We start from the raw sequence: 15403 nt of genomic DNA on the forward strand, positions 1-15403 counted from the left end.
GCCGGCGCAGGGCTCAGGCCGGCCGCGCGATGCCCGCGGCGCGTGCGGCCGCGAGCCACTGCGGGAACTCGGCGACGAGCCGGTCGTACAGCTCGGCGTCGGAGACCTTCCGGGGATCCTGGCCCGCGTGGAAGAAGCCGGCGTTGTCCACGGGCCGCTTGCCGGGGACCGCCAGCTCGTCCAGTTTGCGCAGGAACTCGAACTGGCGGCTGCCCGGATCGCCGAAGCCGACGAACTGCCAGAACAGCGGCAGCTTCGCCGCCTTGCACAGGTAGCGCTCCGCGGCGAGCTTGTTGATCGGGCCGCCGTCGGTCTGGAAGACGACCAGCGCGGGGTCGGTGGCGCCGCTGTCCATGTAGTGGTCGATGACGGCGTCCATCGCCAGGTGGTAGCTGGTCTTGCCCATGTGCCCGAGCCCGGCAGCGATCCGTTCGATGCGGCCCTTGTGGCCGTCGAGGGCGATGTCGGTGACCGCGTCGACGTCCGTGGAGAAGAACACCACGGGCACCCGGCCGTCGTCGTCCAGGTGCGCGGACAGGCCCAGCACCCGGTCGGCGAGCGCCTGCACGCTGCCGTCCTTGTAGTACGGCTTCATCGAGCCCGAGTAGTCGACCACCAGGTACACGGCGGCCCGCAGCCCGTCCAGGCCGTGTTTGCGCAGGCAGACGCCGGCCGAGCGGTACGGCTCGACGAGCGCGGGCGCGGCCTCCTCCACCTTGCGCAGGCTGATCGCGGCCATGGTTCCCCCCTCGGCTGTGCAGGAAGCCGAGCCTAAGGGATCAGAGGACCCGGCTGTCGCTCCCGTCACATCGGTTCGCTATTTTGTTCGCCGCCGTCCCCACCGGCTCACCCTGTCCCGAACTTTCCTCAGAGGAGCCGGCCGTGACCGCCGAGTCCGCCGTCACCACCTGTTTTCGTCACCCCAAGGTGGAGTCCCACGTCCGCTGCACGCGCTGCGACCGCCACATCTGCCCGTCCTGCATGCGGGAGGCCTCGGTCGGCCATCAGTGCGTGGAGTGCGTGAAGGAGGGGGCACGCTCGGTCCGGCAGGCGCGCACGGCGTTCGGCGGCCGGATCAGCGCGGTCCCGCTGGTGACGTACCTGCTGATCGGGCTCAACGTGCTGGCCTATCTGGCCGAGTTGGCGCGGCCCTCGGTCGAGGACCGCTTCGACATGCTGGGCACCGTGCCGGCGGGTTACTACCCGGAGGGCGTCGCGCACGGCGAGTGGTACCGGCTGCTGACCGGGGCGTTCCTGCACCTGACGCCCGCCGAGGGCACGTTCGGCATCGCGCACATCCTGATGAACATGCTGGCGCTGTGGAACGTCGGCCGGGTGGTGGAGGCCCAGCTGGGCCGGGTCCGCTATCTCGCCCTGTACCTGCTGTCGGCGCTCGGCGGCTCGGTCCTGGTGCTGCTGATCGCCCCCGAGACCCCCACGGTCGGCGCCTCCGGGGCCGTTTTCGGGCTGGGCGCCGCGTACTACGTCATGGGCCGTCGTCTCGGCTACGACATGCGCGCGGTCAACCAGTACATGGGCGGTCTGCTGCTGTGGCTGGTCATCTCCGCGTGGGTGACCTCCTGGCAGGGTCACCTCGGGGGCCTGCTGGCGGGCGGGGCGGTGACGCTGGCGTACGCGTACGCGCCCCGGGGCAACCGCCGCGTCCTGATCCAGGCGGGCGTGTGCGCGGCCCTGCTGGTGCTGCTGCTGGTCCTCGCCTGGCTCAAGGTCTCGGATCTCACGGGAGGCGCGGCCGCATGAGGCGGGCGGGAATCCTGCTGCTCGCGGCCGTGCCGGTGGTCGTCGCGGCGACGGTGTACGCCACCGGCCCCGACCGGTCCGGCTCCCCGGAGAGCAGGCACACGTCGGCTTCCCGGGAGGCCGACGGGCGGCCCGGGAAGGAGCAGGACCAGGACGCGGAGGGCATCGCCGACGCCCCGCCGGGCCTGGCCGCGCCCGCCAAGAAGGAGCTGGCGCAGCAGATCGTGGCCAGCGCCGAGAACTCCACGCTCGACTGGCGCACCGCCTACGGCTACATCGAGGACATCGGTGACGGGCAGGGCTACACCGCCGGCCTCATCGGCTTCTGCACCGGCACCCACGACCTGCTCACCCTGGTCGAGCGCTACACCGGGGCCCACCCGGACAACGGCCTCGCGAAGTACCTGCCGGCCCTGCGCGATGTCGACGGCTCGGACTCGCACGAGGGCCTGGACCCCGGCTTCACGGCGGCCTGGAAGGCGGAGGCGAAGCTCCCGGCCTTCCGCAAGGCCCAGGACGAGGAGCGCGACCGGGTCTACTTCGACCCCGCGGTGCGTCGCGCCAAGCTCGACGGCCTCGGCACGCTGGGCCAGTTCATCTACTACGACGCGATGGTCTACCACGGCCCCGGCAGCGGCCCCGACAGCTTCAACGGCCTGCGCGCACGCGCACTGGAGGAGGCCGACACCCCCGCCGAGGGCGGCAGCGAGAAGAACTACCTCGACATCTTCCTCGACGTCCGCCGCCGGGCCATGAGGGCGAAGAGGCCGGGCGTCGACACCTCCCGCGTCGACACGGCCCAGCGGCGGTTCCTCTACGACGGCAACCTCGGCCTGGACACTCCCCTGGAGTGGCGGGTGTACGAGGAGCCGTACCGGATTCCGTAGCGCGTCACGGACGTCAGCCGGCCCACTTCCGGCGCAGCACCTCCTCGGCGGGTTTGCCGTGCGGGGTGTACGCCAGGCGTGCCGGGGTCTCTCCGCTGTCCGGCCAGTCGTCCCACATCCACCAGCAGACACCGGCCCACCACGGGCGGCCCTCGAAGGAGTCGAGGAGTGCCCGGTAGGCGGCGGCCTGTTCGGCGGCGGCCGGGTGTGTGCTGACGGTCCAGGAGTACGGGGCGGTGGTGGAGCCGCGCTGGCTGACGTAGCCGGCCTCGGTGAACAGGATCCGGCGGTGCTGGCCTGCCGAGTAGGCGGCGAGCTTCTGCCGGATCGGGGCCCAGGCACGGTTCAGCAGGGCGGGATCGGTGGTGGGCTTCTCGGCGAGCGGCCAGTAGGCGTCGATGCCGATGAGGTCGAGGTCCTTCCAGAAGTGGATGTGCTGGTACTCGTCGTAGTTGGCGGCGTAGGTCAGCGGGCCGTCGTAGTGGGCGCGGACCGCCTTGATCACCTTCGTCCAGGCGGCGGTGTCGCCGGAGACCCCGGCGAGTTCGGTGCCGACCGCGAGCTGTTCGGCTCCGGTGTCCGCGGCGATGTCCGCGTAGTGGGTGATGAAGCGGCTGTAGGCGGCGAACCAGGCGGACCGGTCGCCGGGGCGGATCTCGGCGCGGTCCTGGTCGCCGGGCAGGTCCACGTGCGGTTTGATCATCACGCTGAGGCCGGCCGCGTGGGCGCGCCCGACGATCCTGCGCAGGCTCGCGTCGCTCGCGGTCTCCTCGGTGGTGTGCGGGCCGGAGTCGGTGACCCGCTTCTGGTACCAGGTCGGCGTGAAGGTGACCCAGCGCGCCCCGGTGGCCCTGATGCCGCGCAGATAGCGGGGTGCGGCCGGGCTGTCGTAGTCGGTGCGGTACCACGAGGGCAGGGTGATGCCGCGCATGGTGGTGGTCCCGGTCTCCGGGCGGGAGGCGTGCGTGCTGCCGTTGCCGGACCCGTGGCCCGGGCCCGTGGACACGCAGCCGCCGGCGGCGAGGAGGACCGCCGCCGTGACGGCGACGGTCCTCCTCCTGGGGGCGGGCGCCGTCACAGCGCCGCCGGGCTGACGAAGGTGTAGCCGAGTGCCCTGATGCCGTCGATCGTGTCCTTCAACGGCTGCACCGGGTAGTACGGGTGGTAGAAGAAGCTCGCCACCCCGTCGCGCACCGCCAGGTTGGCCTTCGCCGAGGCGATGAGGTCGGCGGGCAGGCGCGCCGGGTGGTTGTTGTACGCCTCCGGCTCGTAGTTGCCGATGTTCTCGGGCAGCACCTTGGTGCCGTATACGTCCTTGACGACGTACGGGAAGAACTGGCCGATGAACCGGTTCGGGTCGGACCGGGCCCCGCTCAGCGTGCCGGCGAAGTAGAGCGAACGCTCCAGGCGCGCGGAGAAGTTGGAGCTGAAGACCTTGTAGTCGGCCGCGGAGCCCGCGTAGTGCGGGGTGGTCCACAGCGTCGGCTTGGGCAGGCCCGCCAGCGCGAACTGGGCGAGCGCGCTGGTGACCCGGGTCTGCGCCCAGAGGCTGGAGTCCTCGGCGACCGGGCCGTCGTAGACGACGTTGTTCGCGGAGTCGACGTGCGCCCGGTAGAACTCGAAGTCGTCGCCGGTGACGCCGTTGTAGGGGTTGGCGACGTTGCCGTACTGGTGGGTGTAGCCGTGGTCCATCAGGACCGCGCCCCTGGCCAGCATGTACTTCAGCGCGCTGACCACCTGCGGGCGCTGGGCGAGCGTGATCGTCTGCGGGACGCCGTCGTTGTAGGTGCCGTTGGGGTCCGTGTAGACGGGGATCACGTTGATGCCGTACGGGATGTTCTGCGAGTACAGGTAGTCGGCCATCGACCGTAGTCCGGCGGGATCCGAGTCGGGGCTGATGTCCTCCAGGCGCACCATCGCCCGGTGCCGCTCGGCGGTGGCCGGGGCGAGGGCGTCGAAGAGCAGGTCCTCGAAGGCGATGACGCGGTCGGTCTCGGAGACGTAGGCGAACGGGATCTCACCGATGTAGGTGAGGTTGGAGGAGCGGACCGCCCAGTCGAAGGTGTGCCCGTTCGAGCTGTCCAGGCCCTCCGCGAGCCGGGTGACGGCCGCATACCCGGGCCCCGTCAGGACGTTGGGGCGCAGCACGCCGCCGTCCTGCCCGGCCGGAACGGTGCGGGTCAGCGTCTGGCCGCGGTACGTCACCTGCGTGACGTCGCCGATCGAACCGCCGTCCTCGTAGTACGACGTCGTCGGGTCCCAGCCGTACTTCTGCCTGAACTGGGCTACGCCCACCGCCCCCGCCATGTTCCAGATGTTGGCGCCCATCCAGATCACCGGCTTGGTGCTCGCCGACGCGTCGGCGTAGAACGCGGCCGGGACGGCGTCCGGGACGGTGCCGCCGTAGTACGTCGAGCCGATGTAGATCACGGCCGAGTACGAGTCGATCATTCCGGCGGTGTACTGCTGGACCGGCTTGGCCGTCACCGTGCCGAAGTGGCCGGCGAGGTTGGCCGTGGCCATCGCGTACAGCTCGCCCAGCTGCCCGTAGGGGCCCGCCGTGTCGTAGAGGACGAGTGCGGTCGAAGTGGCGTCCGCAGCGGCGTCGGCCGGGGCGAGCAGGGCCTTCTGCCGCTTCGCGGCGGTCGCCCCGGTCGCGGTGCGGACCGGGACGGCGGCCGCGGCCGTGCGGGTGATCGGGGTGGTCTTCGGGTGCGGCCGGGTGCGCCGCGTCCGGTCGGCCTCGAACTGGGCCTTCGCCCAGCCCTTGAGGTCGACCCGGTTGAGTCCGGACCTGGTGCCGGCGGCCTCGCCTCTGCGGTGCTGCCCCCCGGCAGCCTGGGCATCGGTGGCCATGAATGTGCCGCTCAGCAGAGCGGCGACGAGTAGTAGTACGACGGAAATTCGGCTGTGTGCCCGCTTCCGGGGCGGGATCACTCGTCTCACGATCTTCCCCCCACTTTGCCAAATGATTGACAGAGCATTTGGCGTTAGGAAGACCAGATTCTTCTGGCCACCTCGACGACTGTCAAATGTCCTTCTCGGTCCCGGAAGGTCTGCTAAGTTCGCCTCGCGCATTGGGGATGCGCACCGAATATGGGGGGACAATGTACGGACGACCCGCCCTGGGGGCACTGCTGCCCTTGGCAGGAGCGATGGCCGCACCGGAAGCAATACCCGGACTACCTTTGGCCAAGGGGCTACAAGCGGTAGCCGGGGCCGGATTTCTGTTCTACTGCCTGACGGCGTGCCTGATACTGCTGGCCCGGATACATCTGCGACGTCAGGGACAGCGGGTGCGGGCCCATACCGGGGGCAGCCGTGATCATTGAGCTGCTCCTTTGGTCGAGCATCACTCTGATCGTGATGGCCGGCTGCTACAACACCAGTCTTTTCCTTCTCTCGCGACGCAGAATTCGGCGTACCAGAACAGACCGCAGAGAGCGTTTTTACGTATTCCTGCTGGCATGCCTGAACGAGGAGCAAGTTCTCGCGGAAAGCCTTGCGCGCATCACTTCGTTACCCGCCGGGAATTTCATGGCTCTGGTCATAGACGACGGCTCCGACGATCGCACCAGTGAAATCGCACTGGCCGCCGATCCGAACCTGGTCCGGCTGCACCGGCGCACTCCGCCGAACGCGCGCCGGGGCAAGGGTGCCGCACTCAACGACGGGGTGCGGCACCTGAGGGAGTCCGGCCTGCTCGCCCGGCACGACCCGGCGGACGTCGTGCTGTGTGTGGTCGACGCGGACGGGCGGCTCGACCCGCACGTCGTGCAGTCCGTCGACCCGTACTTCGACGACCCGCGTACGGGCGCGGTTCAGGTCTGCGTCCGTATGTACAACCGGCACCTCGGGCTGCTCGCCCGCATGCAGGACATGGAGTTCGTCGTGTACGGCGACGTGTTCCAGAGCGCCCGGCGCTTCATCGGCAGCGTGGGCATGGGCGGCAACGGCCAGTTCATGCGGCTGTCGGCCCTCAACACGCTGGACGGGGACGGCCCGTGGAGCGACAGCCTCACCGAGGACCTCGACCTCGGGGTACGGCTGATCGCCAAGGGCTGGACCAACATGCACTGCACCACCGCCGCGGTGTCCCAGCAGGCCGTGCTCAGCCTGCGCCGCCTGGTCCGGCAGCGATCCCGCTGGTTCCAGGGTCATCTGCAGTCCGCCGGTCTCGTCCCGCTCATCCTCAGGGACGTGCCGACCCGGCCGGCGCTGGACATGCTCTACCACCTGTCGAGCCCGGTCCTGATCCTGCTCACCTCGCTGCTGCCGATCTCCTTCCTGGTCGCACTCGGTGCCACCGTCATGGCCTCCGTCCAGGTGGGTCACGCGCTCGTGTCGCCCATGTGGCTGCTCGGGCCGTACGTCCTCTCGTTCACGGCCGCCTACACCTACGGCTACGTGTACTTCAAGCGTGAGCGGCAGCTCGGGCTGGTGCGCTGTGTGCTCCTCGCCCATGTCTTCGTCTTCTACGGCTACATCTGGTTCTTCGCCGGCTGGTGGGGGTTCTGGCGGATGCTCACCGGCAAGCAGACCTGGCTGAAGACCGCGCGCACCTGAGGGCGACCGTCCCTCTCCCGCGGCCTGCCCGCCGCACGGCCCACGTCTCTTCGCGCATCTCCACTCTCATCTCTTCTCGCACCTCTTCTCTCGTCGCGTCTCTCATCTCCGCACCGCTCACACTCCTGCGCGGTCCTGCGACGATCGCGCATGCCCTAGGGGGGCCTTCCATGTCCACACCTCCGTCAACCCTGCCCGTACGCGCCATGCTCGTGCTCGGCACCCGGCCGGAAGCGATCAAGCTGGCGCCGGTGGCGCGGGCCATGGCCGACAGCGAGCAGTTCGAGCCGATCGTCGTCACCACCGGCCAGCACCGCGAGATGCTCCACCAGATGCTCGGCCTGCTCTGCGTCGACGTACGGATCGCGCTCGACGTGATGCGCAGCCGGCAGCAGCTGTCCGAGCTGACCGCCCGCCTGGTCGGCGAACTCGGCGAGGCCATGCGGGAGCAGCGGCCGGACCTGGTCGTGGTGCAGGGGGACACCACGACCGCGCTGGCCGGCGCCATGGCCGCGTTCTACGAGAAGATCCCGGTCGCCCACGTCGAGGCGGGGCTGCGCACCGGAGTCATCGACAACCCGTTCCCTGAGGAGCTCAACCGCAGCCTCATCGGACGCATGGCCCGCTGGCACTTCGCCCCGACCTCGCGCGCGGCACGGCATCTGACCGACGAGGGCGTCCCGGCGGAGCAGGTGTTCACCACCGGCAACACCGTCATCGACAACCTGCTGTGGGTGCTGGCCGAGGGCACCGGCACCTCCGCGTTCCGTACCGGCGCCCGGCGGGTCCTGGTGACCCTGCACCGCCGGGAGAACCAGGGCGAGCGGATGCGCGGCATGGGCCGTGCGCTCACCCGGCTCGCCGGGCGCGGGGACGTGGAGATCGTGCTGCCGCTGCACAAGAGCCCGGCCGTACGGGACGCGCTGCTGCCCGAACTCGACGGCCACGCCGGTATCTCGCTCGTCGAACCGCTCGACTACCTGGACTTCGCGGCCACGCTGGCCGAGTGCGACCTGGTGCTCACCGACTCCGGCGGCATCCAGGAGGAGGCCCCGAGTCTGAGCAAGCCCGCGCTGGTGCTGCGTACGACCACCGAGCGCCCGGAGGCGGTCGAGGCCGGCGCGGCCCGGCTGATCGGCACGGACCCGGACGCGATCGTGACCTGGGCCGAGCGGCTGCTGGACGATCCGGTGGAGTACCGGCGGATGGCGACCGCGGGCAACCCGTTCGGGGACGGACAGGCCGCCGGGCGCGTACTCGCCCAACTGGCCGAGGACTTCGCGGCCGAAGTTCCGGTCGGCCTCACCGCGTCCGGGCCATACTCTGCGGCATGACGTCATCGCTCCTGCGCCCCCGCCGCCGGATCCCGCCGATCCCGCAGGGGCGCAGGGGCCGTCTGCTCACCACCCTGGCACTGGCGATCACACTGACCGCGCTCCTGGCGGTCACCCTGACCCAGTGCCGGGGCGACGCCGCGCCGCCGCCCAAGCCGTGGATCGACGGCACGGTCCACGGCCGCTGGCTCTCGGTGTTCAACGGCCACGGCACCAACCTGGGCGACGACGACTCCCTCTCACTCTCCCCCAGGGCCGCGGAGGATCCCGGCACCACACACGCGGGCCTCGTGGTGAGCACCGCCTCGTACACGGACGTGCGGTACGAGGCGCGGATGCGGACGGTGCGGCAGCTGCGCGATCCCGAACCGAACCCGTGGGAAGTGCCGTGGCTGGTCTGGGCGTACACCGATCCGGAGCACTTCTACTACGTCACCCTGAAGCCGAACGGCTGGGAGCTGGGCAAGCGGGATCCGGCCTATCCGGGTGGCCAGCGCTTCCTGGCGACCGGGCGGACGGTGTACCCGGTGGGCGCCTGGTACACGGTCCGGGTGGAGCAGAACGGCGGGAGTCTCGCCGTCGAGGTGGGCGGCCGGCACCTGGTGACCTTCCTGGACCACGAACGGCCGTACACCGAGGGCAGGGTGGGCGCCTACACCGAGGACGCGACCGTGAAGTTCCAGGGGCTGAAGGCGACTTCCCGCTGAAAAGGCGGCGACGCCCGCCCACGTCCGGTCGGGGACTGTGGGGCAGGCGCCACCAGTGTTCCGTACGCCTTTGTACGGGACGTTCTTCTGCGGAACCGTCAGACCATCAGCGAGCGGTCCGTCGGGCGGATCGGGGCGGGCAGGTCGCTGGCTCCGGTCAGGTGCCGGTCGACACCGCGGGCGGCCGAGCGGCCCTCCGCGATCGCCCACACGATGAGGGACTGGCCGCGGCCGGCGTCACCGGCGACGAACACACCCGGCACGTTGGTCCGGAAGTCGGCGTCGCGAGCGATGTTACCGCGCTCGTCGAGGTCCAGGCCGAACTGCTCCACCAGGCCGTTCTCCCGGTCTGTGCCGGTGAAGCCCATGGCGAGGGTGACCAGCTGGGCCGGGATCTTGCGCTCGGTGCCCGGCTTCGGGGTCAGCCTGCCGTCGACGAACTCGACCTCGGTCAGGTGCAGCCACTGCACGTTGCCGTCCTCGTCGCCCTCGAAGTGGGTCGTCGAGACGGAGTAGACCCGCTCGCCGCCCTCCTCGTGCGCCGAGGTGACCTTGTAGAGCATCGGGAAGGTCGGCCAGGGCTGGCTGGTCGGGTGCCGCTCGTCGTTCGGGCGGGGCATGATCTCCAGCTGGGTGACGGAGGCCGCTCCCTGGCGGTGGGCGGTGCCCACGCAGTCGGCGCCGGTGTCGCCACCGCCGATGACGACGACGTGCTTGCCCTCGGCCGTGAGCGGCGCGGTGACGTAGTCGCCCTCCTGCACCTTGTTGGCCAGCGGCAGGTACTCCATCGCCTGGTGGATGCCCTTGAGCTCGCGGCCCGGCACCGGCAGGTCACGGGCGGTCGTGGCGCCGGCGGCGATCACGATCGCGTCGTACCGCTTCTTCAGGTCGGTCGCCTTGAGGTCGCGGCCGATCTCGATGCCGGTGCGGAAGCGGGTGCCCTCCGCGCGCATCTGCTCGATACGGCGGTTGATGTGCCGCTTCTCCATCTTGAACTCGGGGATGCCGTACCGGAGGAGGCCTCCGATGCGGTCCGCGCGCTCGTAGACGGCGACCGTGTGGCCGGCCCGGGTCAGCTGCTGGGCGGCGGCGAGGCCCGCCGGGCCCGAGCCGATGACCGCGACCGTCTTGCCGGACAGGCGCTCGGGGATCTGCGGGGCGACGTCCCCGGTCTCCCACGCCTTGTCGATGATCGAGACCTCAACGTTCTTGATGGTGACCGGCGCCTGGTTGATGCCGAGCACGCACGCCGACTCGCAGGGGGCCGGGCAGAGGCGACCGGTGAACTCCGGGAAGTTGTTGGTCGCGTGCAGGCGCTCCTGGGCGGCCGCCCAGTCCTCGCGGTAGGCGTAGTCGTTCCACTCGGGGATCAGGTTCCCCAGCGGACAGCCGTTGTGGCAGAACGGGATGCCGCAGTCCATGCACCGGCTGGCCTGCTTGCTGATGATCGGCAGCAGGGAGCCGGGGACGTAGACCTCGTTCCAGTCCTTGACGCGCTCGGTGACGGGGCGGGTCTTGGCGACCTCACGGCCGTGGTTCAGGAAGCCCTTCGGGTCAGCCATTGATCGCCGCCTCCATCATCTTCTCGGTGATCTCGGTCTCGGAGAGACCGGCTCGCTCGGCGGCGTCCTTGGCGGCGAGCACTGCCTTGTACGTGCTGGGGATGATCTTGCTGAACCGCGACACGGCCACGTCCCAGTCGGCCAGCAGCTTCTCGGCGACCGTCGAGCCGGTCTCCTCGGCGTGCCGGCGCACCACGTCGTGCAGCCACTGCTTGTCCGAGTCGTCCAGCGCCTCGACCGCGCCGGCGTTGCCGACGTTGACGTTGTCGCGGTCGAGGTCGATGACGTACGCGACACCGCCGGACATGCCCGCCGCGAAGTTGCGGCCGGTCTCGCCGAGGACCACCGCGCGACCACCGGTCATGTACTCGCAGCCGTGGTCGCCCACACCCTCGGAGACGACCAGCGCGCCGGAGTTGCGGACGCAGAACCGCTCACCGGTACGGCCGCGCAGGAACAGCTCGCCGCCGGTGGCACCGTAGGCGATGGTGTTGCCCGCAATGGTCGAGTACTCGGCGAGGTGGTCGGCCGCGCGGTCCGGGCGGACGACGACACGGCCGCCGGAGAGGCCCTTGCCGACGTAGTCGTTGGCGTCGCCCTCCAGGCGCAGCGTGACGCCGCGCGGCAGGAACGCGCCGAAGGACTGGCCCGCGGAGCCGGTGAAGGTGATGTCGATGGTGTCGTCGGGCAGGCCCGCGCCACCGAACTTCTTCGTCACCTCGTGGCCGAGCATGGTGCCGACCGTGCGGTTGATGTTGCGGATGGCGACCTGGGCGCGCACCGGCTGGGCCTCGGTGGCGTCCGAGGCGGCGAGCGCGTCCCCGGCCAGCTTGATCAGCTCGTTGTCCAGGGCCTTCTCCAGGCCGTGGTCCTGCTCGACGATCTGGTGACGCACCGCGCCCTCGGGCAGCGACGGCACGTGGAAGAGCGGCTGCAGGTCCAGGCCCTGCGCCTTCCAGTGGTCGACGGCACGGGCGACGTCGAGCGCCTCGGCGTGGCCGACGGCCTCCTCGATGGAGCGGAAGCCCAGCTCGGCGAGGATCTCGCGGACCTCCTCGGCGATGAACCGGAAGAAGTTCACCACGTACTCGGCCTTGCCGTTGAAGCGGTCGCGCAGGGTCGGGTTCTGGGTGGCGATGCCGACCGGGCAGGTGTCCAGGTGGCAGACGCGCATCATCACGCAGCCGGAGACGACGAGCGGAGCGGTCGCGAAACCGAACTCCTCGGCGCCGAGCAGCGCGGCGATGACCACGTCACGGCCGGTCTTCAGCTGGCCGTCGGTCTGGACCACGATCCGGTCGCGCAGGCCGTTGAGCAGCAGCGTCTGCTGCGTCTCGGCCAGGCCCAGCTCCCAGGGACCGCCCGCGTGCTTGAGCGAGGTCAGCGGGGAGGCACCCGTGCCGCCGTCGTGACCCGAGATGAGGACCACGTCCGCGTGTGCCTTGGACACACCGGCCGCGACCGTGCCGACGCCGACCTCCGACACCAGCTTCACGTGGATACGTGCCGCCGGGTTGGCGTTCTTGAGGTCGTGGATCAGCTGGGCCAGGTCCTCGATGGAGTAGATGTCGTGGTGCGGCGGCGGGGAGATGAGACCCACGCCCGGCGTCGAGTGACGCGTCTTCGCGACCCACGGGTAGACCTTGTGGCCGGGCAGCTGGCCGCCCTCGCCGGGCTTGGCGCCCTGGGCCATCTTGATCTGGATGTCGTCCGCGTTGACCAGGTACTCGGAGGTGACACCGAAGCGGCCGGAGGCGACCTGCTTGATGCTGGACCGGCGCGCCGGGTCGTACAGGCGCTCCGGGTCCTCGCCGCCCTCACCGGTGTTGGACTTGCCGCCCAGCTGGTTCATGGCGATGGCGAGGGTCTCGTGCGCCTCCTTGGAGATGGAGCCGTACGACATGGCGCCGGTCGAGAACCGCTTGACGATCTCGCTCGCCGGCTCGACCTCGTCGATGGAGATCGGCTGGCGGTCGGACTTGAAGCCGAACAGGCCGCGCAGCGTCATCAGACGCTCGGACTGCTCGTTCACCCGCTCGGTGTACTTCTTGAAGATGTCGTACCGGCCGGAGCGCGTGGAGTGCTGCAGGCGGAAGACGGTGTCCGGGTCGAACAGGTGCGGCTCGCCCTCGCGGCGCCACTGGTACTCGCCGCCGATCTCCAGCGCGCGGTGCGCCGGGGCGATGCCGGAGGCCGGGTAGGCCTTGGCGTGGCGGGCGGCGACCTCCTTGGCGATGACGTCGATGCCCACGCCGCCGATCTTGCTGGCGGTGCCGTTGAAGTACTTCTCGACGAAGGTGTCCTCCAGGCCGACGGCCTCGAAGACCTGGGCGCCGCGGTAGGAGGCGACCGTCGAGATGCCCATCTTGGACATGACCTTCAGGACGCCCTTGCCGAGGGCGTAGATCAGGTTGCGGATGGCCTTCTCGGACTCGATGTCCGACAGGAAGGTGCCGGCGCGGACCAGGTCCTCGACGGACTCCATCGCCAGGTAGGGGTTCACGGCCGCGGCGCCGAAGCCGATCAGCAGCGCGACGTGGTGGACCTCGCGGACGTCGCCGGCCTCGACCAGCAGGCCCACGTGGGTGCGCTGCTTGGTGCGGATGAGGTGGTGGTGGACGGCCGCGGTGAGCAGCAGCGACGGGATCGGCGCGTGCTCGGCGTCCGAGTGCCGGTCCGAGAGGACGATCAGCCGGGCGCCGTTCTCGATGGCCGCGTCGGCCTCGGCGCAGATCTCCTCGATGCGCGCGGCGAGGCTGTCGCCGCCGCCGGAGACCCGGTACAGGCCGGAGAGGGTCGCGGCCTTGAAGCCGGGCATGTCCCCGTCGGCGTTGATGTGGATGAGCTTGGCCAGCTCGTCGTTGTCGATGACCGGGAAGGGCAGCACGACGGAGCGGCAGGAGGCGGCGGTCGGGTCGAGCAGGTTGCCCTGCGGGCCCAGCGAGCTGCGCAGGGAGGTGACCAGCTCCTCGCGGATCGCGTCCAGCGGCGGGTTGGTGACCTGCGCGAACAGCTGGGTGAAGTAGTCGAAGAGCAGCCGCGGGCGCTCGGAGAGGGCGGCGATCGGCGAGTCGGTGCCCATCGAGCCGATCGGCTCGGCGCCGGCCTTGGCCATCGGCGCGAGGATGACGCGCAGCTCTTCCTCGGTGTAACCGAAGGTCTGCTGGCGGCGGGTGACCGAGGCGTGGGTGTGGACGATGTGCTCGCGCTCGGGCAGGTCGCCCAGCTCGATCTCACCGGTCTCCAGCCACTCGGCGTACGGCTGCTCGGCGGCGAGGGACGCCTTGATCTCGTCGTCCTCGATGATGCGGTGCTCGGCGGTGTCGACGAGGAACATCTTGCCGGGCTGCAGGCGGCCCTTGCGGACGACCTTGGCCGGGTCGATGTCGAGGACGCCGACCTCGGAGCCGAGGACGACGAGGCCCTCGTCGGTGACCCAGTAGCGGCCGGGGCGCAGACCGTTGCGGTCGAGCACGGCGCCGACCTGGGTGCCGTCGGTGAAGGTGACGCAGGCGGGGCCGTCCCAGGGCTCCATCATCGTGGAGTGGAAGCCGTAGAAGGCGCGCCGGGCCGGCTCCATGGAGTCGTGGTTCTCCCACGCCTCCGGGATCATCATCAGCACGGAGTGCGGGAGCGAGCGGCCGCCGAGGTGGAGCAGCTCGAGCACCTCGTCGAAGGAGGCGGAGTCGGAGGCGTCCGGCGTACAGACCGGGAAGATCCGCTCCAGGCCCTTGTCCCCGAAGAGCTCCGAGACCAGCTGGGACTCGCGGGCGCGCATCCAGTTGCGGTTGCCCTTGACGGTGTTGATCTCACCGTTGTGGGCGACGAAGCGGTAGGGGTGCGCGAGCGGCCACGACGGGAAGGTGTTCGTGGAGAAGCGCGAGTGGACGAGCGCGACGGCCGAGGCGAAACGGCGGTCGGACAGGTCCGGGAAGAAGGGCTCCAGCTGGCCGGTGGTCAGCATGCCCTTGTAGACGATCGTGCGGGCGGACAGGGACGGGAAGTAGACACCGGCCTCCCGCTCGGCGCGCTTGCGCAGCACGAAGGCCTTGCGGTCCAGCGCGATGCCCTCGCTGGCGCCGCCGGCGACGAAGACCTGCCGGAAGACCGGCATGGTGGACCGGGCGGTGGCGCCCAGCAGTTCCGGTGCGACGGGGACCTCGCGCCAGCCGAGGACGGTCAGGTCCTCGTCGGCCGCGATCGTCTCGATCTGCGAGACGGCGTCCTGGGTCCCCTCGCCCGGCAGGAAGGCGATGCCTACGGCATACGAGCCCGCCGCGGGAAGGTCGAATCCGGCCACTTCACGGAAGAAGGCGTCGGGCACCTGGGAGAGGATGCCGGCACCGTCGCCCGAGTCGGGCTCGGAGCCGGTGGCGCCGCGGTGCTCGAGGTTGCGCAGGACGGTCAGCGCCTGCTCGACCAGCGCATGGCTCGCCTCACCGGTGAGTGTGGCCACGAAACCGACGCCACAGGCGTCGCGCTCGTTGCGGGGGTCGTACATACCCTGCGCAGCAGGGCGAGCATCCATGAAGGACCAGTTCTGGCCATTCGCGGAATGCTGGGACGGCTGGCGCGGCGTACGCATC

Annotated in this window: 10 protein-coding genes; 5 read left to right on the forward strand and 5 right to left on the reverse strand. The window is 70.2% G+C overall.

What is annotated here, in order from left to right:
- Positions 1 to 13: 13 nt before the first annotated feature.
- Complete coding sequence (locus tag AC07DS_RS20865; RefSeq protein ID WP_479147311.1) at positions 14 to 739, reverse strand: VWA domain-containing protein; 726 nt, start codon at positions 737 to 739, stop codon at positions 14 to 16.
- Between the two features lie 143 nt (positions 740 to 882).
- Here AC07DS_RS20865 and AC07DS_RS20870 point away from each other — a divergent pair, with 143 nt between their 5' ends.
- Positions 883 to 1761: a rhomboid family intramembrane serine protease gene (locus AC07DS_RS20870; RefSeq protein ID WP_479147312.1), complete on the forward strand. Its 879-nt coding sequence runs from the start codon at positions 883 to 885 to the stop codon at positions 1759 to 1761.
- Complete coding sequence (locus tag AC07DS_RS20875) at positions 1758 to 2648, forward strand: chitosanase (RefSeq protein WP_479147313.1); 891 nt, start codon at positions 1758 to 1760, stop codon at positions 2646 to 2648. The genes AC07DS_RS20870 and AC07DS_RS20875 overlap by 4 nt, the downstream gene beginning before the upstream one ends.
- Positions 2649 to 2661: 13 nt before the next feature.
- Here AC07DS_RS20875 and AC07DS_RS20880 read toward each other — a convergent pair whose 3' ends face one another.
- Together AC07DS_RS20880 and AC07DS_RS20885 are read right to left on the reverse strand one after the other, a co-directional pair.
- Positions 2662 to 3726 (reverse strand): glycoside hydrolase family 113, encoded by a 1065-nt coding sequence (locus AC07DS_RS20880; protein WP_479147314.1) that lies wholly within the window; start codon positions 3724 to 3726, stop codon positions 2662 to 2664.
- The gene (locus AC07DS_RS20885) at positions 3723 to 5594 is read right to left on the reverse strand and encodes a DUF2334 domain-containing protein (protein WP_479147315.1); all 1872 of its coding nucleotides are present in this window, start codon (positions 5592 to 5594) and stop codon (positions 3723 to 3725) included. The genes AC07DS_RS20880 and AC07DS_RS20885 overlap by 4 nt, the downstream gene beginning before the upstream one ends.
- A gap of 420 nt (positions 5595 to 6014) precedes the next feature.
- Between AC07DS_RS20885 and AC07DS_RS20890 the strand changes: the two genes are divergently transcribed.
- The 3 genes from AC07DS_RS20890 to AC07DS_RS20900 all read left to right on the forward strand — a co-directional run bounded on the left by AC07DS_RS20890 (position 6015) and on the right by AC07DS_RS20900 (position 9255).
- Positions 6015 to 7214 (forward strand): glycosyltransferase, encoded by a 1200-nt coding sequence (locus AC07DS_RS20890; protein ID WP_479147524.1) that lies wholly within the window; start codon positions 6015 to 6017, stop codon positions 7212 to 7214.
- Positions 7215 to 7384: 170 nt separating this feature from the next.
- The gene (gene wecB / locus AC07DS_RS20895; RefSeq protein ID WP_479147316.1) at positions 7385 to 8548 is read left to right on the forward strand and encodes a non-hydrolyzing UDP-N-acetylglucosamine 2-epimerase; all 1164 of its coding nucleotides are present in this window, start codon (positions 7385 to 7387) and stop codon (positions 8546 to 8548) included.
- The gene (locus AC07DS_RS20900; RefSeq protein WP_479147318.1) at positions 8545 to 9255 is read left to right on the forward strand and encodes a calcium-binding protein; all 711 of its coding nucleotides are present in this window, start codon (positions 8545 to 8547) and stop codon (positions 9253 to 9255) included. The genes wecB and AC07DS_RS20900 overlap by 4 nt, the downstream gene beginning before the upstream one ends.
- 98 nt (positions 9256 to 9353) lie before the next feature.
- Here the strand turns inward: AC07DS_RS20900 and AC07DS_RS20905 are convergent, their stop codons facing one another.
- Both AC07DS_RS20905 and gltB read right to left on the reverse strand, forming a co-directional pair.
- Positions 9354 to 10817, reverse strand: coding sequence for a glutamate synthase subunit beta (locus tag AC07DS_RS20905; RefSeq protein WP_479147319.1), 1464 nt, complete (start codon positions 10815 to 10817; stop codon positions 9354 to 9356).
- Entirely contained in the window at positions 10810 to 15402 is a 4593-nt protein-coding gene (gene gltB, locus AC07DS_RS20910) for a glutamate synthase large subunit (protein WP_479147321.1), read from the reverse strand. Before gltB ends, AC07DS_RS20905 begins: the two co-directional genes overlap by 8 nt.
- Between the last annotated feature and the right edge of the window lies 1 nt (position 15403).

The organism is Streptomyces sp. NPDC044064 (genome assembly GCF_056434245.1).